This window comes from Mesorhizobium sp. WSM2561, from assembly GCF_000513915.1.
In the GTDB taxonomy this organism is placed as follows: Bacteria; Pseudomonadota; Alphaproteobacteria; order Rhizobiales; family Rhizobiaceae; genus Mesorhizobium; species Mesorhizobium muleiense.
The window spans coordinates 36,069-59,240 of record NZ_AZUX01000040.1 but is presented as its reverse complement, the minus strand read 5'-3'; the positions used below and the strand labels follow the sequence as shown (position 1 = coordinate 59,240).

Genomic DNA, 23,172 nt, shown 5'->3' with positions numbered 1-23,172 from the left:
GCCGCCGAGACGCCCTATGAATGCGTGATGATCTCGACGGGTTTTGCCGATTTCGATCCGCTCAGGCTCTGCTCGCAACTGCGTTCGCTCGATCGCACCCGTTTCGTGCCGATCATCCTTCTGGCGGAGCAGGGTGAGGAGGGACGCATCGTCCGCGGCCTCGAGCTTGGCATCAACGATTATCTGATGCGTCCGATCGACCAGCATGAATTGACCGCGCGGCTGCGCACGCAGGTGCGCCGCAAGCGCTACAACGACCAGTTGCGCGCCAGCGTCACCCAGACCATCGAGATGGCTGTGACCGACCCGCTGACGGGATTGCACAATCGCCGTTACCTCGACAGCCATCTGCAGACACTGTTCGACCGCGCCGTGGCGCGGCGGCGGCCGCTGTCGGTGATGATCACCGATCTCGACCGCTTCAAGACCGTCAACGACACGCATGGCCATGACGGCGGCGACGAGGTGCTGCGCGAATTCGCGCGGCGGCTGCGCAAGAATGTGCGCGGCATCGATCTCGCCTGCCGCTTCGGTGGCGAGGAGTTCGTCGTGGTGATGCCGGACACGGACGGCGCCGTCGCCGAAAAGGTCGCGGAGCGTATTCGCGCCGAGATCGCCCAGATGCCGTTTGCCGTCGGTCAGGACGGCAAGACGATCGAGGTTACCGTCAGCGTCGGCGTGTCGTCGGTGCTGAAGGGTGTCGACTCGGTTGCAGGGCTGATGAAGCGGGCCGACCTCGCGCTCTACGAAGCCAAGAGCGCCGGCCGCAACCGGGTCGTCGCCAAGGCGGCGTAAAAGTCCGATTATCCTGTCAATGTGACAGGGTTAGGAATTTACCTTAACGCAAGCGATTCGCCGGGCTTGGTTAAGAAATTGTTGATTTTCACAGGCTGTTGCGCAAATGTGCAGGCCAATGACGGGATCGGCGCCGGGGTAGATCGCCGGATCGATCCGAAGAATACCCCATGATTCAGGTCCGCCGCATCTCCTGGGTCCGTGGGGTCGGCCGGCCGGCGCTGGCACATAGTGGCCTCCTCGTACCGCTGCCAAACGCCGGCCGGCCCCCAAACCTCAAAATAACATCAAGTCTCTGCGCCAAGCTTTGGAAATGCTGGACTTTTCTAACTTTGAAAACAAAAAAGCCGCCCACGGGGCGGCGTTTTTGTCTCAAGCAGGAAAACAGATTACTTGATCTTGGTTTCCTTGAACTCGACGTGCTTCTTGGCGACCGGATCGTATTTGCGGAACGACAGCTTGTCGGTCTTGGTGCGGCTGTTCTTGCTGGTCACGTAAAAGAAACCGGTGTCGGCGGTCGACAGAAGCTTGATCTTGATGTTTGCGGCTTTGGCCATTGTATCAGTCCATTATGTTCGTGGAGTCTTGGCCGCTGGAGCACGGGAAAACACCCGGACGCGGGAAACTTGGCGCGACACATAAACAACGCGCCCGGAAAGTCAAGGCCCGCGAGAGCGCCTGCGAGAGCGCCTCTTCCTTCTCCCCTTGTGGGAGAAGGTGGATCGGCGCGTAGCGCCGAGACGGAAGAGGGGTGTTGTACGGGGTGCTGGCAGTGCCAAGCTGGAGCACCCCTCATCCGGCCGCTTGCGATTCTATGCATCTTCTTTAACTGGGGCGGCCTTCTTCCAGTCTCCCGTGGTGTTCCACCAGCGGTTCGGGTTGGAGCGGTCGTCCAATCCCTTTGAGCGGCTGGCGAGGATCGGCTGGATGCGGATCACCGGCTCCTGATAGCTGTGGACCTGGAAGATCGCCTCGACGATGCGGGCGGCCAACGCCTGGTCGTCGGGCAGCTCGAACGACACTTCCACCGTGCCATGCCGTCTGAGCAATTCGGTCTCGGCGCCGGCGGCAGCACCTTCGAGCGCCCGGTAGCGCTCGATGCCGTGCGCCGACTGGTAGGCATTGCTGTCGTATTTGCCCGTGGTGAGCGGGGCGATCGCGACCACCGCTTCCATGATACGGTCGACATCGGAAGCCGGCGCCTGGAAGGTCACAAGCAGCAGCAATTCCATCCGCAGCGATTTCGTTTCAAACCCGGAGTCGATCATGGCGGCATCCTCAAATTCGTGGCGTGTTGCTGACAATCTACCCAGGTGCTGCTGACACGGTTATGTCAGCAGCCTTGCGCCACCTGAGGCATCGATCGGGTCTTTTTACAGGATTTTTCGGATGAGCCTGGCGCCGACCAGCGCGATATAGAAGGCGAAGAACAAGCCGAGCGCCCAGCCGAAACCGGAGGGGCCGAAAAGGTCCATGCCGATGCCGATCGCCTGCGGGCCGAGCACCATGCCGACACCGTAGCAGAGCACGAAGGCAGCGTTGGCCGAGGCCAGGTCGTGGCCGGAAAGCTGCGAGCCGAGATGGGCCAGGCCGATCGTGTACATGGCCGCGACGACGCCGCCCCAGACGAACAGAAGCGCCGCCATCAGATGCCAGTTCTGCGCGAAGTGCGGCATGAAGATGGTGCCGGCAAGCCCGATGGTTGCACAGGCCAGAAGCAGATAACGGCGGTCGCTGACCCGGTCGCTGATCATGCCGAGCGGGATCTGCAACAGCACGTTGCCGAGGCCGATCATGGTGAGCAGCAGGGCGGCATCGGCCTCGGAGTAGCCGATGCGGTTGCCATAGACGGGAAACAGCGCAAAGCCACCGGTCTCGACCGCGCCGAACACCAGCACCGCAGCGGTCGCCGTCGGCACCAACCAGATGTAGCGCAGGAAGTTGCTGGTTTCGCCGTTGGAGACGATCGTCGGGCTCTCGTTGCGGGCCGCCAGAACTGGAATGGCGGCCAGCGTCACCAGCGCCATGATGACGCCGAAGGGCAGGAAGCCAGCGCTGCCGAGTTGGGCGAACAGCCACGGCCCGGCGGCAAAGCCGAGCGACAGCACGGTGGCGTAGATGCCGAGGACGAGACCGCGCCGGTGCGGCGGCGCCGACGTGCTGATCCAGAATTCCGACAGGATGAAAAGCACCGTCAGCGCGATGTGCAGCAGGACGCGCAGCGGAAACCACATCCAGAAGTCCGGTGCGAAATGAAAGCCGACAAAGGCCAGCACTCCCGTGGCGATCATGGCGAGCATCGTCCTGGCGACGCCGAACCGCATCGCCAGCGGGGTGGCGAGCGGTGCGCCGGCGATCGAGGCCAGGCCGGCGACAGCGGTGTTGAAGCCGATCATCGACGCCGAATGGCCGCGCGTTTCGAGAATGACGCTGAGCAGCGGCATGCCGAGGCCGATGGCGATACCGACGACGCTGATCGACGAGATCGCCGCGATCATTGGCAGCCAATGGACGCGTTCTTCGACCTCTTGCTGGGTATCGACTGTCATGGGATGTGAATGCTCTATGTTCTACAGAATTTCGCGAACGAAGCGATTGCCGACAAGCCGGTAGAACGGCACGGAACCACCGGGGCGCAGCAGCGGATCGTCGACGAGCCGCTTTTCCAACTCCCCCAGGATAGCCCTGGTGATGTCGGGCACATCAGCTTCTCTGGCCTTGGCGAGCGGCAGCCAGACCAGTTCCTCCAGCTCGTTGGTCGGACCGCCGTCCGGCAGCTCCACGGCGACGTCTTCGCGCCAGGCGCTGAAGAAGCGCGTGTCGAAGCGCCGCACCCGGTTTGGCGGGGTGATGGCGCGCGCGATGAAGCGCAGCGCTTCCAGCGACGGTCTTACGCCGTGCTCGGCGAAACCCTGCCAATCGCGCCTGGTCGTGGCGAAGGCGCCCTTCTGGCCGATCAGCAGGCCGGCTTCTTCATAGGTCTCGCGAATCGCCGACAGGGCGATGGCGCGGGCACGGGCCGGGCTGGTGCGGCCGACGCCGGCAGTCAGCCTCGCCTGCTCCTCAGGGTGCAGCGCTGTGGCAACGGGAATTCGGCTGTCGGCCGGATCGGTACGGCCACCGGGAAAGACGAATTTCCCCGGCATGAAGGCGTGACGGGCGTGGCGCCTGCCCATCAGCACCAGGAACTCGGCGCCCTTGCGGTCGAGCAGGATCAGCGTCGCGGCGTCGCGCGGGCGTATAGGCCTGGCGTCGAGCGCGATCGGCTCAACCTTGTCGACTTCCGCCTTGGTCATAACGTCCATGCGCACGACCTAGCGGAATCTTCTTCGATGCGAAAGTGGCGTCCAGCCATGCCGATTTGCGCCAGCCTCGGTTTCAAGCCTCGGGATGCGACTCGATCAGATCTTCTTCCCCGCCGAAGCCGTGCATATAGAACGCCCATTGCAGGCCGATGACGGCGCCCTTGACCGGCTGCAACAAGACGATCGCCATGAGGATGGTCAGCGGCACCCAGATGGCGATGTGCTGCCATGTGGATAGAGTGGAGGCCGCTTCGACACCCATGAAGGCGCCGAGCACGATGTGGCCGACGATGGCCACCACCAGGTAGGCCGGCAGGTCGTCGGCGCGGTGGTGATGAAGCGCCTCGCCGCAATGATCACATTTGTCGACGGTCTTGACGAAGGCACGAAACAGCTTTCCCTCGCCGCAATGCGGGCAACGGCCAAGCGCGCCACGCTTCATCGCCGTCCACAGCGGGCGGGCGATCCGGCCCGAGCGCTGTTGGCCGCCGAAAACCTGTTCGTTCTTTTTCAGATCGCTTGGCATTACCGTCTCCTGCCGCGCGAGCCTGGACGCGATTGCGACGCACGGGCGCGGCCCTTGGCCTTGTGAAACGACCGTTTGGAGCCGGGCAGCGGCTTTGGGTCGGTCAGCATCTCGAAACGCATCGCGCCGGCCATAGGCGCCACCTCGATCAGGCGAACCTCGACGCGGTCGGCAAGCTGATAGCCCTTGCCGGTGCGTTCTCCGAAAAGCGATCGGGCAGTTTCGTCGTATATATAGTAATCGCCGCCCAGACTTGACACCGGAATGAAACCATCTGCGCCATACTGCGGCAATTGGACAAATAGTCCCGATTTGGTGACGCCCGAAATGCGTGCATCGAAGCGATCGTCGACACGCTCTGCCAGATAGGCGGCGATCAGCCGGTCGACCGTGTCGCGCTCGGCGGCCATGGCGCGGCGCTCGGTGGCTGAGATCAGCGCAGAAACTTCTTCCAGCCGCTCCGCTTCATCCTGCGTCAGTCCGCCTGCACCGAAGCCGAGCGCGGCAATCAGCCCGCGATGCACGATCAGGTCGGCATATCTGCGGATCGGCGAGGTGAAGTGCGCATAGCGTTTCAGATTGAGGCCGAAATGGCCGATATTGCTTGGCGAATATTCGGCCTGCATCTGCGTGCGCAGCACCACCTCGTTGACCAGCCCCTCATGGTCGGCGCCGCGGACGCGATCCAGAATACCGTTGAACTGGTTTGGCCGCATCTGGGCGCCGCGCGCCAGCGACAGGCCAAGCGTCTGCAGGAATTCACGCAGCGATTCCTGCTTGGCGAGCGAAGGTGCGTCATGGATGCGGTAGACCAGCGCCTGTCGTTTCGCCTCCAGCGTCTCGGCCGCCGCGACATTGGCCTGGATCATGAATTCTTCGATCAGCTTGTGGGCGTCGAGCCGCTCCGGCACGACGACGCGCTCGACGGTGCCGTCCTCCTTGAGCAGGATTTTCCGCTCCGGCAGTTCGAGCTCGAGCGGCTGGCGCGTCTCACGACCGCGCTTCACCACGGCATAGGCGTCCCACAGCGGCTTCATCACCGTGTCGAGGATCGGGCCGGTCTTGTCGTCCGGCGCGCCGTCGATCGCGGCCTGCGCCTGGCGATAGGCGAGTTTTGCCGCCGATTTCATCATGATGCGGTGGAACGAATGCCTGAGCTTGCGGCCATCGGCCGAGAAGGTCATGCGGACCGCCAGCGCCGGGCGGTCCTGGCCTTCGCGCAGCGAACAAAGGTCGTTGGAGATGCGCTCCGGCAGCATCGGCACGACGCGATCCGGGAAATAGACCGAGTTGCCGCGCTTCAGCGCCTCGCGGTCGAGCCCGGTGCCATAGCGCACATAAGCGGCGACATCGGCAATCGCCACGGTAACGACCACGCCGCCGGGGTTCTTCTCGTCCGGATCTGCTGTCGCGAACACGGCGTCGTCATGGTCCTTGGCGTCGGCCGGATCGATGGTGACCAGCGGCAGCTCGCGCCAGTCTTCACGGCCGGCCAACGTCGCCGGTTTGACCGCCTCCGCCTCGGCGATGACGTCTGCCGGGAAAATATGCGGAATGTCGTGCGCGTGGATGGCGATCATCGAGACCGCCTTTTCGCTGGTCAGCGAACCCAGCACCGCCAGCACCTTGGCCCTGGGCAGCCCGTAGCGGGAGGCCCGCGCCGGCTCGACCTCGACCAGATCGCCGTTCTTGGCGCCGTTCTGGAATTCCTTGTCGACGACCAGCTCCGGCTGGCGCCTTTCGACAGGCTCGATGCGGAAGGTACCGTCCTGCAGCACGCGAAAAACGCCGAGGACTGCATCGGTGCGCTTCTCGAAGATCTTAATCACCCGCCCGCTATAGGCAGGGCCGGTCGGGTCATCGGTTGGAAAGGTTTTGGCCAGCACGCGGTCGCCAATGCCCGGTGTCGGGCCGCTGCCGCCGCGCGACACGCGTATCGCTATGACGGGAGGCTCGCCGTTGCCCACGGCTTCGGTTGGGTGCGCCAAAAGCACGCCGTCGGCGTCGCGTCCAAAGATGTCGAGCACGGCGACATGGGCGAGGGCGCCGACGCGGGCGAGCCGCTTGCGCTCCTTGGTCAGCAGGCCTTCATCCTGCAAGTCGCGCAAAACGTCCTTCAGCCAGATACGGTCCTCGCCGCGCAGCGCAAACGCCTTGGCGATGTCGCGTTTGCCTGAGCGATCCGGATTTTCGGCGATATAGCGCAGGATTTCGTCGCGGGACGGCCGGTAATCATCCTTGACCTTGGCCCGGGTGTCGGCGGTGCGCAGATCGCCATGACTTCTTCCGGATTCCCTGCGCGCCACGATGCACTATCCCTTTTTGTTGGCCACTTTCTTGGCCGCCATTTTTTGGGCCGCCGGTTTTTTGGCCGCAGGCTTTTTGGCCGCCGGCTTTTTGGCAGGTGCGGCCGCTTTGCGGAAGGGCTTTCTGCCGCCATTGCCGCCCTTGGCTTCCTTCTCGGCAATCAGCGTCACCGCGTCTTCAATCGTCACCGACTGCGGGTCCTTGCCCTTCGGCAGCGTCGCATTGACCTTGCCGAAATTAACATAGGGCCCGTATTTGCCGTCGCGCACGACGATCTTGCCGCCGCCCGCCGGATGCTCGCCAAGTTCCTTCAAGGCGGCGGCCGTGCCGCCATTGCGACCGCCGGGGCCTTTCAACTGCTTCTCGGCGATCACCGACACGGCGCGGTTGAGACCGATCGAGAACACGTCCTCGATGTTGTCGAGATTGGCATAGGTGCCGTCGTGCAGCACGAACGGACCGTAGCGCCCCAGCCCGGCCGAGATCATCTTGCCGGATTCCGGATGCTTGCCGACGTCGCGCGGCAGCGACAGCAGGGCGAGGGCTTTTTCGTGGTCAATCGAATCGACGGTCCAGCCCTTGGGCAGGCTGGAGCGCTTGGCTTCCTTGCCGTCGCCGCGCTGGACATAGGGGCCGAAACGACCACTGCGCAGCGTGATTTCCTCTGCCGTGTAGGGGTCCTTGCCCAGCACCTTGGTGCCGTCCTCGCCATTGCCGTTTTCGGCATTGGGGTTTGCGGCGTCGCCGAGCTGGCGGGTGAAGGAGCATTCGGGATAGTTCGAGCAGCCGACAAAGGCGCCGAATTTGCCGAGCTTCAGCGACAGGTTGCCGGTGCCGCATTTCGGGCAGATCCGCGGATTTGAACCGTCTTCCCGTGCGGGAAACACCAGAGGCGCCAGTTCCTCGTTGAGGGCGTCGAGCACGTCGGTGACGCGCAATTCCTTGATGTCGGCGACGGCGCCTGAAAAATCCTTCCAGAAATCGCGCAGCACATCCTTCCAGGCGAGCTTGCCGTCGGAAATCTCGTCGAGTTTTTCCTCGAGCGAAGCGGTAAAATCATATTCGACATAGCGCTCGAAGAAGCTTTCGAGGAAGGCCGACAACAGCCGGCCCTTGGCCTGCGGCAACAGCTTGCGCTTGTCCATGCTGACGTAGTCGCGGTCCTCCAGCGTCTTCAGGATCGCCGTGTAGGTCGACGGCCGGCCGATGCCGAGCTCTTCCAGCTTCTTGATCAGCGAGGCTTCCGAATAGCGCGGCGGCGGTTCGGTGGTGTGCTGGGTGGCGTTGATCGCCTCGCGCTCGAGTTGTTCGCCGGCACGGATCTCGGGTAGACGGCGGTCTTCCTCGTCTTCCGCATCCTCGTCCTTCTGGTCGGTATAGGCGGCAATGAAGCCATCGAAGCGAACGACCGAACCGACGGCGCGAAGCTCCGCGCTGCGGGCGCCGTTGACCGCCTCGATCTCGACCGTGGTACGCTCGATCTCGGCCGGCTGCATCTGGCTGGCGATGGCGCGTTTCCAGACAATCTCGTAAAGCCGCGCCTGGTCGGCATCGAGATATTGCCTGACCGAAGCCGGCGTGCGCATGAAGTCGGTCGGGCGGATCGCTTCGTGCGCTTCCTGGGCGTTCTTGGCCTTGGTCGTGTAGTTGCGCGGCTTTTCGGGCAGGTATTTTGGGCCGAACTCTTTTGCGATCGCATCGCGCGCGGCTGATATCGCCTCGGGCGCCATCTGCACGCCGTCGGTTCGCATATAGGTGATCAGGCCGGTGGTCTCGCCGCCGATGTCCATGCCTTCATAGAGCCGCTGCGCCACCTGCATGGTGCGGCTTGCCGAAAAACCGAGGCGCGAGGAGGCGGCCTGCTGCAGCGTCGAGGTGGTGAAGGGCGGGCCTGGATTGCGCCTGGTCGGCTTGGCTTCGACCGACAGCGCCTTGAAGGTCGCGCCATCCAGCATCGCCTTGATGTCGTCGGCCTGCGCCTTGTTCGAAATGTCGAGCTTTTGCAGTTTCTTGCGATCGAAGGCGGTCAACCGCGCCTCGAAATTATCCTTGCGCGGCGTGCCGAGAATGGCGGCGATCTGCCAGTATTCCTCGCGGATGAAGCGCTCGATTTCCAATTCGCGGTCGCAGACGAGGCGCAGTGCCACCGACTGGACGCGGCCGGCGGAGCGGGCGCCCGGCAGCTTGCGCCACAGCACGGGCGACAGCGTGAAGCCGACGAGATAGTCGAGCGCGCGGCGGGCGAGATAGGCGTCGACCAGCGGCGCATCGATCTGGCGCGGATTGGCCATCGCTTCCAGCACCGACGATTTGGTGATGGCGTTGAAGACGACGCGGCTGACCGGCTTGTCCTTCAGCGCGCGCTTCTGCTTCAGCACTTCCAGAACATGCCAGGAAATGGCTTCGCCCTCGCGATCCGGGTCGGTGGCGAGGATCAGGCCGTCGGCGTCCTTGACCGCCTTGGCGATGTCGGCAAGACGTTTGCTCGAGGCGGTGTCGACAGCCCAGGACATGGCAAAATCCTCGTCCGGACGCACCGAGCCATCCTTGGCCGGCAGATCGCGGACGTGGCCGAACGAGGCCAGGACCTTGTAGTTCTTTCCGAGGTACTTGTTGATTGTCTTCGCTTTGGCCGGCGATTCGACGACGACGACGTCCATGAGGTCTCATATCAGCTGTGGTGCGGCAGAAGAATTCCGCTGCGCGCGACGAAATCTCGTATAATTGTCGCTCACATGGCCGTGCTTTTGCATCCGGTCAAGGGGAACGCCCAAAATGCAGTCCTGCTTTGAGCGCGCAACCTAGGGATGCGTCATGTGATATCCGCTATCCTGGATAGGGAGGGCGGTTGCCCTGATCGTTGGACAAACCGGCAATGAATCCGGGAGAACGGGACAAATACTTCCGCCGATATAAGAGAAACATCGATCACGCGCCAGCCCTGGTTTGAAGAGACGGCCGGCATGATGCGACGTTGACGGGCGAGACAGGCGTGGCAAGCGGCCGTGCGACTTGCCACGCGATGGTGATTGGCGGATCGGCGCGGTCGCGGCTATATGGCAGCGCAAACCGTCAGGAGTTTCGGGAATGGCATTGGATATCGGCTATGTCAGCGCGGTCGGGGCGGGGGCGATCTCGTTCCTGTCGCCTTGCGTGCTGCCGCTGGTGCCGCCCTATCTCTGCTATATGGCCGGCGTGTCGGTCGATGATTTCCGCGGCAATGCCGGCGTCACCGCCAGGGCCGACGCACGCGGCGCGCTGCTTTTTGCCTCGATCGCCTTCGTTCTCGGCTTCTCGACCGTCTTCGTGGCGCTGGGCGCCGGCGCCTCGACCATCGGCCGGCTGCTGCGCGTCTGGCAGGAGCCGCTGGCGATGGCGGCTGGCGTGCTCATCATCCTGATGGGGCTGAATTTTCTCGGCATATTGCGCATCCCGCTGCTGTCGCGTGAGGCGCGCTTCCAGTCGCAGGGCAAGCCGGCCAGTATCGTTGCCGCATACGTCATGGGGCTGGCCTTCGCCTTCGGCTGGACACCCTGCATCGGACCGGTGCTGGGGCCGATCCTGACGCTGGCCGGCGGCCGCGAGACGGTGGGCGAGGGCGCGGCTCTGCTTGCCGCCTATTCGCTCGGCCTCGGCATACCGTTCCTGATCGCGGCGCTGTTTTCCGGCGCCTTCATGCGCTTTCTCGCAAAATTCCGCGTCCATCTCGGCCGCGTCGAAAAGGCAATGGGCGCGCTGCTGGTCGTCGCCGGCGTGTTTTTTCTGACCGGCGGCGTGCAGGCTGCATCCTACTGGCTGCTGGAGAATTTCCCGGTGCTGGGGCAGTTGGGGTGAAATTGGATCAAGTCGTGCGGCTCACAGCTATCGCAACTGACATTGTCAGCGACGATCGCTCAGGTTTGCGCTGCCCCTCATCTGCCTGCCGGCAGCGCCGGCATTGGCTGACAGCAGCACAACCGTCTCACCGGAATTTAACCGCATTGGTGCAGCATGGCGCCAATGCTAGTGAGTTTCCGGGCTAGACATGCCTTGATTCCCAACCCTTTTCATATGGTCGCATTCCATGAGCCAGAGAACCTGCCTGTCCGTCATCCTCGCCGCCGGCGAAGGCACGCGCATGAAAAGCGCCGTGCCAAAAGTGCTGCACCCGATCGCCGGCCTGCCGATGGTCGCCCATGTCGTCAAGGCTGCGGAAGCCGCAGGCAGCGGCGATCTGGCGCTGGTGATCGGCCATGGCGCCGACGAGATGCGCAAGGCCACGCAAAAATTCGCTCCGAAGGCGGAGACCTTCGTCCAGGACAAGCGGCTCGGCACGGCGCATGCCGCGCTGGCGGCTCGCGATGCGATCTCAAAGGGTTACGACGACATCCTCGTGATGTTCGGCGATACGCCGCTGATCGATCCGGAGGTGCTGAGTGCTGCGCGCCTGAAGCTGGCTGATGGCGCTGCCGTCGTTGTGGTCGGCTTCCGCACCTCAAATCCGTCCGGCTATGGCCGGCTGATCGAAAAGGGCGGCAAGCTCATCGCCATCCGCGAGGAAAAGGACTGCACCGACGAGGAGAAGAAAATCACCTTCTGCAATGGCGGGCTGATGGCGGTTGCAGGCAAGCACGCGCTGCAGCTGCTCGACCAAGTCGGTAACGACAACGCCAAGGGCGAGTATTACCTCACCGACATCGTCGAGATCGCCGGCGGGCAAGGCCTTGACGTCATCGCCGCAGAAGCCGGCTTTGAGAATGTGCTCGGCATCAACAACCGCGCCGAACTGGCTGCGGCCGAAGGCATCTGGCAGGCGCGCCGGCGGCGCGAGGCCATGCTCTCCGGGGTTTCGCTGATCGCGCCCGAAACCGTCTTCTTTTCGCACGATACCGAGATCGGCGCCGACACGATCGTCGAGCCCAATGTCTGGTTCGGGCCGGGCGTGACAATCGCCACCGGTGCCAGGATCCATGCCTTCAGCCATATTGAAGGCGCCACGATCGCTTCGAATTGCGCTGTTGGTCCGTTTGCGCGGCTGCGGCCGGGTTCCGATCTCAAGCAAAAAGCCAAGGTCGGCAATTTCTGCGAGGTCAAGCAGGCGACGGTCGAGGAGGGCGCCAAGGTCAATCACCTGACCTATATCGGCGATGCCCGCGTCGGCGCCGGCGCCAATATTGGCGCTGGAACCATCACCTGCAATTATGACGGCTACTCGAAGTTCTTCACCGATATCGGCGAAGGCGCTTTCGTCGGCTCGAATTCGTCGCTGGTGGCGCCTGTCACAATCGGCAAGGGCGGCTACGTCGCTTCGGGCAGTGTGATCACCGAAAGCGTGCCCGACGATGCGCTCGCCTTCGGCCGCGCCCGCCAGAGGACGCTGCCTGGCAAAGGCAAGGAATTGCGCGAGCGTTTTGCTGCGGCTGCGGCGGCCCGGAAAAAAGGCTAGCCTGGCTGCTGTAACCGGATTGCAAGAGCGACTTGTCATGGTGCATCTGTGCAGAACCGTTCCGGCTGATACGGAACAAAACGCAATGTGATTTTCGCGGCAGCCCGGCCAACCCTAAATAGCGCCGGGTTTTCATGCCGGAATCGGGGGCAACGTCTATGTGCGGTATCGTCGGAATTGTCAGTCACTCGCCGGTCGCGCCACTGATCGTCGATGCGCTGAAAAGGCTCGAATATCGCGGTTATGATTCGGCCGGCGTCGCCACCGTCGAGCACGGCCAGCTGGCGCGTCGCCGCGCCGAGGGCAAGCTGATCAATCTCGAACGCCGGCTGAAGGACGAACCGCTCGACGGCATGATCGGCATCGGCCACACGCGCTGGGCGACGCACGGCGTGCCCAACGAGACCAATGCGCATCCGCATTTTTCCGACGGCGTCGCCATCGTCCACAACGGCATCATTGAGAATTTCGCCGAATTGCGCGACGAGCTGATGCGCGACGGCTACACATTTTCATCGCAGACCGACACCGAGGTCGTCGCACACCTGGTGGGGCGCGAACTGGCCAGGGGCCTGCAGCCGGTCGAGGCCGCGCACCAGGCGCTGAAGCGGCTGGAAGGCGCCTTTGCGCTGGCCATCATGTTCAGGGGAGACGAGGATCTCATCGTTGGCGCGCGCAACGGCCCACCGCTGGCCGTCGGCCATGGCGATGGCGAGATGTTTTTGGGCTCCGACGCTATCGCGCTTGCCCCTTTCACCAATTCGATCACCTATCTGGAGGATGGCGACTGGGCGGTGGTGCGCCGCAACGACGTCGCCATCTTCGACATGGACGGCAACAAGGTCGACCGCAAGCGCCAGCAGTCGCTCAGCACCAGCTTCATGGTCGACAAGGGAAACCGGCGCCATTTCATGGAGAAGGAAATCCATGAACAGCCCGAGGTGATCTCGCACACGCTGGCGCATTATGTGGATTTCGTTGGCGGCGTCTCGAAGCCGCTCGACCTGCCGTTCGATTTCGCCAAAATCGACCGGCTGGCGATTTCGGCCTGCGGCACTGCCTATCTGGCCGGCCTGATCAGCAAATACTGGTTCGAGCGCTATGCGCGGCTGCCGGTCGACATCGATGTCGCTTCGGAATTCCGTTACCGTGAAATGCCGCTGTCGAAGACAGACGCCGCCTTCTTCATCTCGCAATCGGGCGAGACCGCCGACACGCTGGCCTCGCTGCGCTATTGCCGCAAGGCGGGCATGAAGATCGGCGCGGTCGTCAATGTCCGCGAATCGACGATGGCGCGCGAATCCGACGTCATCCTGCCGACGCTGGCCGGACCGGAGATCGGCGTCGCCTCGACCAAGGCCTTCACCTGTCAATTGTCGGTGCTGGCCTCGCTTGCCGTGCGGGCCGGCGTGGCGCGCGGAACGATTTCGCAGGAACAGGAAACGACGCTGGTCCGCCAACTGTCGGAAGCGCCGCGCTATGCCAACCAGGTCCTGAAGCTCGACGGCCAGATCGAAAAGGTCGCGCGCGACCTCTCGCACTACAAGAACGTGCTCTATCTTGGCCGCGATACCAATTTCCCGCTGGCCATGGAAGGCGCGCTGAAGCTCAAGGAAATCTCCTATATCCATGCCGAGGGCTATGCTGCCGGCGAGCTGAAGCATGGGCCGATCGCGCTGATCGACGAGAACATGCCGGTGATCGTCATTGCCCCGCATGACCGGATTTTTGAAAAAACCGTGTCGAACATGCAGGAAGTGGCGGCGCGCGGCGGCAAGATCATCCTGATCACCGACAGCAAGGGTGCCGCGCACGCCACGGTGAAGACGATGGAGACGATCGTGCTGCCGGACGTGCCGGAAATCATCTCGCCGATCATCTACGCGCTGCCGATCCAGATGCTGGCCTATTTCACCGCGGTGTTCATGGGCACCGACGTCGACCAGCCGCGCAACCTGGCGAAATCGGTGACTGTGGAATAGGCGTGGTTTAAAAAATTCGCAGTTCCAAAGCCGGATGCGGTTCATTAATGTCGCGCCGCAATCAGCGCTGCGGTGACCCATGTCCGATGCTTCCAAGACCTCAGGCGTGACCCGGCTGCGGAATTACTTCCTGACAGGCTTTGTCGTGTGCGCGCCGCTGGCGATCACCGCCTACATCGCCTGGTCGTTCATCGGCTGGGTCGATTCCTGGGTGAAACCCTATATTCCGGCGCGTTACAACCCCGATAGCTATCTGCCGGCGCCGGTTCCGGGATTCGGGCTGATCGTCGCCTTGATCTTGATCACCCTGATCGGTTTCCTGACCGCCAATATCGTTGGCCGGGCTATCGTCCTGTTCGGCGAGCGGCTGCTCGGCCGCATGCCGCTGGTGCGCGGCATCTATGGGTCGCTGAAGCAGATCTTCGAGACCGTGCTATCGAACAAGGGCGACATGTTCCGCCAGGTCGGGCTGGTCGAATACCCGCGCAAGGGCGTCTGGTCGCTGGTGTTCGTCGCCGGCGAGAAGGAGACCGAGATCAACCAGAAGCTCGACCAGGAGGGTGATCCGCTGATCGCGGTGTTCATGCCGTGCACGCCCAACCCGACCACCGGCTTCCTGATGTATGTGCCGAAATCCGATATCGTGCTGCTCGACATGACGATCGAGGACGGCGCCAAGCTGATCGTTTCGGCCGGGCTGGTGGCGCCGGCGGTCAAGACGAAAATGGTAACGTTGAACGGCAAGCCGATCGGCGGCCAGATCGGCAATCCGCCTGTGGATGCCGAGCCTCAGCCGGCGCGCAAAAGCCGCACCGCCTCGTCGCGGCCGAACAAATAAAGCAACATGCGAAGGGCGGCGCCGCGTTCGGATTGCAGTTCCGGATCGCGCGACAGGATCAGCCGCGCGTCGTCGCGAGCCGCTTCGAGCAGGTCGGCATGCGCCTCGATGCGCGCCACCTGGAAGCCAGGTGTGCCGGACTGGCGGGTGCCGAGCAACTCGCCTTCGCCACGCAGCTTCAGATCCTCCTCAGCGATGCGAAACCCGTCCTCGGTCTCGCGCATCACTGACAGCCGGCGCGTTGCCGTCTCGCCGAGCGGGTCCTTGTAGAGCAGCACGCAGGACGACGGTTTATCGCCGCGCCCGACCCGGCCGCGCAACTGGTGCAGCTGGGCGAGGCCGAAGCGCTCGGCATGCTCGATGACCATGATCGTCGCATCCGGCACATCGACGCCGACCTCGATGACCGTGGTGGCGATCAGGATGCGTGTCTCGCCGGCCTTGAAGGCGCGCATCGCCTCGTCTTTTTCGACGCCCTTCATGCGCCCGTGTACTAGGCCGATCCGGCCGCCGAACAGGCGCTTCAAGGAGGCAAAACGGTCCTCCGCCGACATCAGCTTGATCTCTTCGGATTCCTCGACCAGCGGACAGATCCAATAGATCTTCTGGCCGTCGGCGACGGCGTCGCGCATGCGGCCGACCAGTTCGTCGAGCCGCTCGAGCGGCAGGGTGACGGTGCGGATCGGCTGGCGCCCGGCCGGCTTTTCCGTCAGCTTCGACACATCCATGTCGCCGAAGGCGGTCAGCACCAGCGTGCGCGGGATCGGCGTCGCCGTCATCACCAGCATGTCGGGCGCGTCGCCCTTGGCGGTGATGGCGAGCCGCTGGTGGACGCCAAACCGGTGCTGCTCGTCGATGACGGCAAGGACCAGGTCGTGGAACGTCACCGTTTGCTGGAACAGCGCGTGGGTGCCGACGACGATGTCGATCTCGCCATTGGCCAGACTGGCCAGCGTCTCGGTGCGCTCGCGGCCCTTTTCGCGCCCGGTGAGGATGGCGATGCGCAGGCCGGCTTGTTCCGCCAACGGCGCAATCGTCGCAAGATGCTGGCGCGCCAGGATTTCGGTCGGCGCCATCAATGCCGCCTGCCCGCCGGCCTCGACAGCGCGCGCCATGGCGAGCAGCGCGACAACCGTCTTGCCGGAGCCGACATCACCCTGCAGCAGGCGCAGCATGCGTTCGGGGTCACCGAGGTCGGCATTGATCTCGGCAAGCGCCATTTCCTGCGAATCGGTCAGCGAATAGGGAAGGGCGGCACGCAGCTTTTCGACGATGCAGCCGTCGCCAACCAGCGGCCGGCCGGACAAGCGGCGGACTTTTGCGCGCACCAGCGCCAGCGACACCTGGCCCGCCAGAAACTCGTCATAGGCGAGACGTCGCCAGGCCGCGCCGTCGACGGACACGTCGATCGGGTCGGCGGGATTGTGGATGCGGGCGAGCGCGTCGCCGAAGGCGGGAAAGCTGCGGCGGCGCAGAAACTCACCCTCCTGCCATTCCGGCAGCACCGGCAAGCGAGCGAGCGCCTGGCCGATTGCCCGGCGCAGCACTTTTCCCGAGAGGCCGGCGGTGAGCGGATAGACCGGCTCGACCAGCGGCAGGTTTTCCGCTTCGCTGGCCAGCGCGATGTGGTCGGGATGAACCATGGTCGGGCGGCCGTTGAACCATTCCATGCGGCCGGAGACCACGACATGCTCGCCCTCCGGCATCGCCTTTTCGAGATAGGCGGCATGCGCATGGAAGAAGGTCAGCGCGATCTCGCCGGTGTCGTCATGGGCGTAAACCCGGTACGGCACCGATCGGTTGCCGCGCGGCGGCGGCTGGTGGCGATCGATGCGCACTTCCAGGGTGACGATCGCGCCTTCAGCCGAACCGGCGATGCCCGGCCGGTTGCGGCGGTCGATCACCGAATGCGGCAGCACGAACAGAAGATCGCCGGCACGTGCGGGGCGGTGATCACCAAGATCGGCCGGCACGATTTTCTCGATCAGTGCGCCGACCTTCGGCCCGACGCCGGCAAGCGAGGTGATCGGGACAAACAGCGGATCGAGGAGGGAAGGTCTCATGGGTGAGAGACCACGCGATGTCGGCGCTCACCCCCCTCTGTCCTGCCGGACATCTCCCCCTCAAGGGGGGAGATCGGCAGCTCTGGCCTCATCGCCCATCCTGCAGCGGTGGAGATTGGCGAAATCAGTCGCGACGGCAAATCTCCCCCCTTGAGGGGGAGATGGCCGGCAGGCCAGAGGGGGGTGCCTGGGCCGATGTTGTCAGGAGTGTATGTCACACCGGGATGTTAGACACCCACCGGACCGTTGCAAGGCTGACACCGCGCTCTATCCACGCTATATGCGCCGCTTCAGGCAAGGATGCTGGACGATGACCGGAACGAGACGATCAAGCGAGGGGCTCGACGCCCGCCGCCGCAAGCTTCTGTTTCGATCCTGGCATCGCGGCATGCGCGAAATGGACCTTATTCTCGGCAGTTTCGCCGACGCCGAGATCGGCGCCTTGACCGGCGACGAACTCGACCAATATGAGAGGCTCCTCGAAATTGCCGATACCGAATTCCTGCCCTTGATCACCGGCCAGCGGCCGATTCCGGCTGACATCGACTGTGCCGTCCTGCAAAAAATCCTGGCGTCGCGCCAGGCGATGACATTCTGAAATACGTGATTTCATGAGCCTGATCCCCACAATCGGCCTGCCGAAAGGCCGCGCCGGCCAGTTCATCGTCGACGGCGTCGCCGACGGTTACGAAGCCTTCGCGCTGGTGCAGGCCGCGCACGAGATCGCGCCTGACAAGCCGGTGCTGTTCGTGGCACGCGACGGCCAGCGCCTGCCTTCGATCGTCGAGGCGCTTTCCTTCGCCGCGCCTGGCCTGCCGGTGCTCGAACTGCCGGCCTGGGATTGTCTGCCCTATGACCGCGTTTCGCCCGGCTCGGATGCAGCCGCGCGGCGACTGGACGCGCTCACCGCGATGGTCGCGTTGGCAAAAAACCCGCACCGCGCCGTCATCCTGACCACCGCCAACGCGCTGCTGCAGCGCATTCCGCCGGCAAGCCTTGTCGAGGCGCAGACATTTCACGCCAAACCCGGCAACCAGATCGACATGAACGCACTGGCGTCGCGGCTGGAGATATCAGGCTTCGAGCGGGTGCCGACCGTGCGCGGCGTCGGCGAGTTCGCAGTGCGCGGCGGCATTCTGGACCTGTTGGCGCCGGGCTGGACGGAAGCGCTCAGGCTCGATTTCTTCGGCGATACGCTGGAATCGATCCGCGTCTTCGACGCCGCCACGCAGCGCACCACCGGCCAGCGCAAGTCGATGGCGCTGCAGGCGATGAGCGAAGTGGCGCTGACGCCGGAGACCATCAGCCGCTTCCGCCGCTCCTACATCGACGCTTTTGGCGCGCCCTCGCGTGACGATGGGCTCTATGCGGCGGTCAGCGAGGGACGGCGTTTTGCCGGCATGGAGCACTGGCTGCCGTTCTTCTACGAGCGGCTGGAGACGGTGTTCGACTATCTGCCGGACACGCCTGTCGTGTTCGATCATCTGGCGCATGAGGCGCTGGCGGAGCGCCATGCGCTGATCCTCGACCATTACGAGGCGCGCAGGAAGCAGGCCGACGGCACGCTGAAGGACGCCGTCCCCTACAAGCCGGTGCCGCCCGACCTGCTTTATCTGTCGCCGGAAAACCTCATCGCCTCGCTTGGCCCGCGCGAGGCGATCGACTTCACGCCGTTCGACGCGCCCGACGCCGGCGCCAGGAAAATCTTCCATGCCGGGTCGCGGCATGGCCGCAGCTTCGTCGAGGAACGCGCCGACCCCAACGTCAACGTCTTCGACGTCGTCGTAAAACACATTGCCGACGAGCGCGCCGCCCGCCGCCGCGTCGTCGTCGCCGGCTGGACCGAAGGTTCGCTCGACCGGCTCGGCCAGATCCTGGCCGAGCATAATCTCGGCAATCTCAAGCCGGTGGCCACGCTGGACGAGGCGGAAAAGCTCCAACCGGGGCAGGCGGGACTTGCCGTGCTGCCGCTCGAATCCGGCTTCGAGACCGAGAAACTGGTCGTCGTCGCCGAGCAGGACATTCTGGGCGACCGGCTCATCCGTCGCTCGAAGCGCAAGAAGCGCCCTTCCGATTTCATCGCCGAAGCCTCGGCGTTGTCCTCCGGCGACATCGTCGTCCATAGCGACCACGGTATTGGCCGCTTCATCGGGCTGCGCACCATCGAGGCGGTCGGCGCACCGCATGATTGCCTCGAAATCCATTACGCCGGCGACGACCGGCTGTTCCTGCCGGTGGAGAACATCGAGCTTTTGTCGCGCTATGGCTCGGATTCGGCCGAAGCGACATTGGACAAGCTTGGCGGCGGCGCCTGGCAGTCCAGAAAAGCGCGGCTGAAGAAACGCCTGCTCGACATGGCCGGACAGTTGATCCGCATCGCCGCCGAGCGGCAGATGCGCGCTGCCCCTTCGCTGGTGCCGGCAGACAGTCTCTATGACGAATTCGCCGCGCGGTTTCCCTATGAGGAGACCGACGATCAGCAGACGGCGATCGATTCGGTCATGGGCGACCTGGGCGCCGGCAAGCCGATGGACCGGCTGATCTGCGGCGATGTCGGCTTCGGCAAGACGGAGGTCGCCCTTCGCGCCGCCTTCATTGCGGCGATGGAAGGCTTTCAGGTCGCGGTGGTGGTGCCGACAACGCTGCTGGCGCGCCAGCATTTCAAGACCTTCTCGCAGCGCTTCTCCGGCCTGCCGATCCGCGTCGCCCAGGCCTCGCGGCTGGTCGGTGCCAAGGAACTGGCAGAGGCCAAGAAAGGCATCGCCGACGGCACCGTCGACATCGTCATCGGCACTCACGCGCTGCTCGGCTCGTCGATCTCGTTCAAGAATCTCGGCCTGTTGATCATCGACGAGGAACAGCATTTTGGCGTCAAGCACAAGGAGCGGCTGAAGGACCTGAAGAGCGACGTGCATGTGCTGACGCTGTCGGCGACGCCGATCCCGCGCACGCTGCAACTGGCGTTGACCGGGGTGCGCGAACTGTCGCTGATCGCCACGCCGCCGGTCGACCGCCTGGCGGTGCGCACCTTCATCTCGCCCTTCGACCCGCTGGTCATCCGCGAGACCCTGCTGCGGGAACGCTACCGCGGCGGTCATTCCTTCTATGTCGTGCCGCGCATCAGCGATCTGGCGGAAATTCATGATTTCCTTCGTGAATCCGTACCTGAGCTAAAGGTGGCTGTCGCTCACGGCCAGATGCCGCCCGGCGAGCTCGACGACATCATGAACGCCTTCTACGACGGCCAGTACGATGTGCTGTTGTCGACCACCATCGTCGAATCCGGCCTCGATATCCCGACCGCCAACACGCTGATCGTGCATCGCGCCGACATGTTCGGCCTGTCGCAGCTCTACCAGCTGCGCGGCCGCGTCGGCCGCTCGAAGGTGCGCGCCTATGCGCTGTTCACGCTGCCGGCCAACCGCAAGCTGACCGATACCGCCGAGCGCCGGCTGAAAGTGCTGCAGTCGCTCGACACGCTCGGCGCCGGTTTCCAGCTCGCCAGCCACGATCTCGACATCCGAGGTGCTGGCAATCTTCTCGGAGAAGAGCAGTCCGGCCACATCAAGGAGGTCGGCTTCGAGCTCTACCAGCAGATGCTGGAGGAGGCCGTTGCCGAGGTCAAGGATTCCGGCGAGGTGCAGGATGGCGGCTGGTCGCCGCAGATCGCCGTCGGCACGGCGGTGATGATCCCCGAAAGCTATGTTCCGGACCTGCAGCTGCGGCTGGCGCTCTACCGCCGCCTCGGCGATCTCGAAAACACCGAGGAGATCGACGCTTTCGGCGCCGAGCTGATCGACCGCTTCGGACCGCTGCCGGAGGAAGTGAAGCATCTCTTGAAGATCGTCTTCATCAAGGCGCTGTGCCGCAAGGCCAATGTCGAAAAGCTCGATGCCGGACCAAAGGGCGTCGTCATCCATTTCCGCAAGCGCGAGTTCTCCAACCCCGTCGGGCTGGTCACCTTCATCGGCGAGCAGGGTTCGCTGGCCAAGATCCGGCCGGACCACAGCGTCGTTTTCGTCCGCGACTGGCCGACACCTGAAAAGCGGCTGGCCGGTTCAGCGGTCGTCATGACGCAGCTGGCAAGGCTGGTGGAGAAGGCGGCTTAGCGCGGCTCAGCCGGCTCCCCCTTCTCCCCTTGTGGGAGAAGGTGGCCGCGAAGCGGTCGGATGAGGGGTGTTCCAGCTTGGCAAAACCGCGCTCCGGCCAACACCCCTCATCCGTCTTGGCGCTGCGCGCCAATCCACCTTCTCCCACAAGGGGAGAAGGAAAGACAGGCGGCGAGCTTGTGCCATTCGCCACCACCGAAATTCCGGTCTAGAATAGGAAATCGGCTTCGTGTATGGAGCCGCGATCCCCATATTGGGGCGAAATGGCGGGCGACAGCACCCGCTGGAAAGAATTTTGGGTGCAACGATGACGAAATGGTCGCCGAATTCGTGGAGAGCAAAGCCGATCCAGCAGGTTCCTGCCTATCCGGATCTTGCCGCGCTGAAGAACACGGAAGCCCAGCTCGCCACCTTTCCGCCGCTGGTTTTTGCAGGTGAGGCACGCAAGCTGAAGAAGCAGCTTGCGACCGTCGCTGCCGGTGACGCATTCCTTCTGCAGGGCGGCGATTGCGCCGAGAGTTTTGCCGAACATGGCGCGGACAACATCCGCGACTTCTTCCGCGTCTTCCTGCAGATGTCCGTGGTGTTGACCTTCGCCGGCGCGCAGCCGGTGATGAAGGTCGGCCGTGTTGCCGGCCAGTTCGCCAAGCCGCGCTCGTCCGACGCCGAGACCAAGGGCGGCGTGACGCTGCCCAGCTATCGCGGCGACATCATCAACGGCATCGAATTCGACGCCAAGTCGCGCATTCCCGATCCCGCACGCCAGGAGATGGCCTACCGCCAGTCGGCGGCGACGCTCAACCTGTTGCGCGCGTTTGCGCAGGGCGGCTACGCCAGCCTGGAGAACGTGCATCAATGGATGCTCGGCTTCGTGTCCGACAGCCCGCAGGGCGAGAAATACGAGTCGCTCGCCAACCGCATCACCGAGACGATGGACTTCATGAAGGCTGTCGGCATCACCTCGGAGACCAATTACGCGCTGCGCGAGACCGACTTCTACACCAGCCACGAGGCGCTGCTGCTCGGCTACGAGGAGGCGCTGACCCGCGTCGATTCGACCTCCGGCGACTGGTATGCAACCTCCGGCCACATGATCTGGATCGGCGATCGCACCCGCCAGCCCGACCATGCCCATGTCGAATACTGCCGTGGCATCAAGAACCCGCTGGGCCTGAAATGCGGCCCGTCGCTGACGCCGGACGGGTTGCTGCAGCTCATCGACCTGCTCAACCCGGAAAACGAGCCCGGCCGGCTGACGCTGATCGCGCGCTTCGGCTCCGACAAGGTCGCCGAGCATCTGCCGAAGCTGGTGCGCGCGGTGCAGAAGGAAGGCCGCAGCGTGGTGTGGTCGTCGGACCCGATGCATGGCAACACGATCGAGGCCGCCGGCTACAAGACACGGCCATTCGACCGCATCCTGAAGGAAGTGCAGAGCTTCTTCGAGGTGCATCGCGCCGAAGGCACGCATCCGGGCGGCATCCATATCGAGATGACCGGCAAGAACGTCACCGAATGCACCGGTGGCGCCCGCGCCATCACCGCCGAGGAATTGCAGGACCGCTACCACACCCATTGCGACCCGCGCCTCAACGCCGACCAGGCGATCGAACTGGCGTTCCTGGTCTCGGACCTGCTCAAGAAAAGCCACCCGGTCCAGCACAAGCAGGCCGTCAACGGCTGATTTTCAGTCGCCATCGATTAAGAGGCGCCGGAGAAAGCCCCAGCCCCTGAGGAACCCGGACCACTGGACGGCTCATCACCGCCGGGTATCTTCGGGCTACCCGCCTTGGGCAATGCAATCAGTTGTGCATTTTCGTGCGAG

The 23,172-nt window shown here is 63.8% G+C and carries 16 protein-coding genes; 8 read left to right on the top strand and 8 right to left on the bottom strand.

Going from position 1 to position 23,172, the window contains the following annotated elements:
* A partial coding sequence (locus M727_RS0126395; RefSeq protein ID WP_027155150.1) for a diguanylate cyclase occupies positions 1-795 on the top strand: 795 nt, incomplete at its 5' end.
* A 389-nt stretch (positions 796-1,184) separates the two neighbouring features.
* On the opposite strand, the gene rpmG is transcribed toward M727_RS0126395, so the two are convergent.
* From rpmG to topA, 7 genes are all read right to left on the bottom strand, one after another.
* A complete protein-coding gene (rpmG, locus tag M727_RS0126390; protein WP_006201775.1) occupies positions 1,185-1,352 on the bottom strand; it encodes a 50S ribosomal protein L33 in 168 nt (55 codons plus the stop codon).
* A gap of 255 nt (positions 1,353-1,607) precedes the next feature.
* A complete protein-coding gene (locus M727_RS0126385; protein WP_027155149.1) occupies positions 1,608-2,063 on the bottom strand; it encodes a hypothetical protein in 456 nt (151 codons plus the stop codon).
* 105 nt (positions 2,064-2,168) lie between these two features.
* Positions 2,169-3,344 carry an MFS transporter gene (locus M727_RS0126380; protein WP_023801086.1) on the bottom strand — a complete coding sequence of 392 codons (1,176 nt, stop codon included), beginning with the start codon at positions 3,342-3,344 and terminating at the stop codon, positions 2,169-2,171.
* 21 nt (positions 3,345-3,365) lie between these two features.
* Complete coding sequence (locus M727_RS0126375) at positions 3,366-4,100, bottom strand: NUDIX domain-containing protein (protein ID WP_023801087.1); 735 nt, start codon at positions 4,098-4,100, stop codon at positions 3,366-3,368.
* Positions 4,101-4,173: 73 nt separating this feature from the next.
* The gene (locus tag M727_RS0126370; protein WP_027155148.1) at positions 4,174-4,626 is read right to left on the bottom strand and encodes a DUF983 domain-containing protein; all 453 of its coding nucleotides are present in this window, start codon (positions 4,624-4,626) and stop codon (positions 4,174-4,176) included.
* On the bottom strand, positions 4,626-6,932 hold the full coding sequence (rnr, locus tag M727_RS0126365) for a ribonuclease R (RefSeq protein WP_027155147.1): 2,307 nt from the start codon (positions 6,930-6,932) through the stop codon (positions 4,626-4,628). Before rnr ends, M727_RS0126370 begins: the two co-directional genes overlap by 1 nt.
* A gap of 6 nt (positions 6,933-6,938) precedes the next feature.
* Positions 6,939-9,593, bottom strand: a complete 2,655-nt coding sequence (topA, locus tag M727_RS0126360; protein ID WP_027155146.1) for a type I DNA topoisomerase — start codon at positions 9,591-9,593, stop codon at positions 6,939-6,941.
* Positions 9,594-10,020: 427 nt separating this feature from the next.
* On the opposite strand from topA, the gene M727_RS0126355 reads away from it, so the two are divergent.
* From M727_RS0126355 to M727_RS0126340, 4 genes are all read left to right on the top strand, one after another.
* The gene (locus M727_RS0126355) at positions 10,021-10,767 is read left to right on the top strand and encodes a cytochrome c biogenesis CcdA family protein (protein WP_027155145.1); all 747 of its coding nucleotides are present in this window, start codon (positions 10,021-10,023) and stop codon (positions 10,765-10,767) included.
* Positions 10,768-10,996: 229 nt separating this feature from the next.
* On the top strand, positions 10,997-12,358 hold the full coding sequence (gene glmU / locus M727_RS0126350; RefSeq protein ID WP_027155144.1) for a bifunctional UDP-N-acetylglucosamine diphosphorylase/glucosamine-1-phosphate N-acetyltransferase GlmU: 1,362 nt from the start codon (positions 10,997-10,999) through the stop codon (positions 12,356-12,358).
* A gap of 158 nt (positions 12,359-12,516) precedes the next feature.
* Positions 12,517-14,340: a glutamine--fructose-6-phosphate transaminase (isomerizing) gene (glmS, locus tag M727_RS0126345; protein ID WP_027155143.1), complete on the top strand. Its 1,824-nt coding sequence runs from the start codon at positions 12,517-12,519 to the stop codon at positions 14,338-14,340.
* 79 nt (positions 14,341-14,419) lie between these two features.
* Complete coding sequence (locus M727_RS0126340; protein WP_027155142.1) at positions 14,420-15,178, top strand: DUF502 domain-containing protein; 759 nt, start codon at positions 14,420-14,422, stop codon at positions 15,176-15,178.
* On the opposite strand, the gene recG is transcribed toward M727_RS0126340, so the two are convergent.
* Positions 15,130-17,241, bottom strand: coding sequence for an ATP-dependent DNA helicase RecG (gene recG, locus M727_RS0126335; protein ID WP_027155141.1), 2,112 nt, complete (start codon positions 17,239-17,241; stop codon positions 15,130-15,132). The two genes, M727_RS0126340 and recG, sit on opposite strands and share 49 nt — an antisense overlap.
* Before the next feature lie 310 nt (positions 17,242-17,551).
* Here recG and M727_RS0126330 point away from each other — a divergent pair, with 310 nt between their 5' ends.
* From M727_RS0126330 to M727_RS0126320, 3 genes are all read left to right on the top strand, one after another.
* Positions 17,552-17,839, top strand: a complete 288-nt coding sequence (locus M727_RS0126330; RefSeq protein ID WP_027155140.1) for a succinate dehydrogenase assembly factor 2 — start codon at positions 17,552-17,554, stop codon at positions 17,837-17,839.
* Between the two features lie 13 nt (positions 17,840-17,852).
* On the top strand, positions 17,853-21,350 hold the full coding sequence (gene mfd / locus M727_RS0126325; RefSeq protein ID WP_027155139.1) for a transcription-repair coupling factor: 3,498 nt from the start codon (positions 17,853-17,855) through the stop codon (positions 21,348-21,350).
* A 307-nt stretch (positions 21,351-21,657) separates the two neighbouring features.
* Entirely contained in the window at positions 21,658-23,031 is a 1,374-nt protein-coding gene (locus M727_RS0126320) for a 3-deoxy-7-phosphoheptulonate synthase class II (RefSeq protein ID WP_027155138.1), read from the top strand.
* Positions 23,032-23,172: the final 141 nt, after the last annotated feature.

Excerpts from the sequence above, each read along its gene's own strand:
- rpmG (WP_006201775.1), bottom strand. The coding sequence starts at position 1,352 with ATGGCCAAAGCCGCAAACATCAAGATCAAGCTTCTGTCGACCGCCGAC.
- M727_RS0126385 (WP_027155149.1), bottom strand. The coding sequence starts at position 2,063 with ATGATCGACTCCGGGTTTGAAACGAAATCGCTGCGGATGGAATTGCTG.
- M727_RS0126380 (WP_023801086.1), bottom strand. The coding sequence starts at position 3,344 with ATGACAGTCGATACCCAGCAAGAGGTCGAAGAACGCGTCCATTGGCTG.
- M727_RS0126375 (WP_023801087.1), bottom strand. The coding sequence starts at position 4,100 with ATGGACGTTATGACCAAGGCGGAAGTCGACAAGGTTGAGCCGATCGCG.
- M727_RS0126370 (WP_027155148.1), bottom strand. The coding sequence starts at position 4,626 with ATGCCAAGCGATCTGAAAAAGAACGAACAGGTTTTCGGCGGCCAACAG.
- topA (WP_027155146.1), bottom strand. The coding sequence starts at position 9,593 with ATGGACGTCGTCGTCGTCGAATCGCCGGCCAAAGCGAAGACAATCAAC.
- M727_RS0126355 (WP_027155145.1), top strand. The coding sequence starts at position 10,021 with ATGGCATTGGATATCGGCTATGTCAGCGCGGTCGGGGCGGGGGCGATC.
- glmU (WP_027155144.1), top strand. The coding sequence starts at position 10,997 with ATGAGCCAGAGAACCTGCCTGTCCGTCATCCTCGCCGCCGGCGAAGGC.
- glmS (WP_027155143.1), top strand. The coding sequence starts at position 12,517 with ATGTGCGGTATCGTCGGAATTGTCAGTCACTCGCCGGTCGCGCCACTG.
- M727_RS0126340 (WP_027155142.1), top strand. The coding sequence starts at position 14,420 with ATGTCCGATGCTTCCAAGACCTCAGGCGTGACCCGGCTGCGGAATTAC.
- recG (WP_027155141.1), bottom strand. The coding sequence starts at position 17,241 with ATGAGACCTTCCCTCCTCGATCCGCTGTTTGTCCCGATCACCTCGCTT.
- M727_RS0126330 (WP_027155140.1), top strand. The coding sequence starts at position 17,552 with ATGACCGGAACGAGACGATCAAGCGAGGGGCTCGACGCCCGCCGCCGC.
- mfd (WP_027155139.1), top strand. The coding sequence starts at position 17,853 with ATGAGCCTGATCCCCACAATCGGCCTGCCGAAAGGCCGCGCCGGCCAG.
- M727_RS0126320 (WP_027155138.1), top strand. The coding sequence starts at position 21,658 with ATGACGAAATGGTCGCCGAATTCGTGGAGAGCAAAGCCGATCCAGCAG.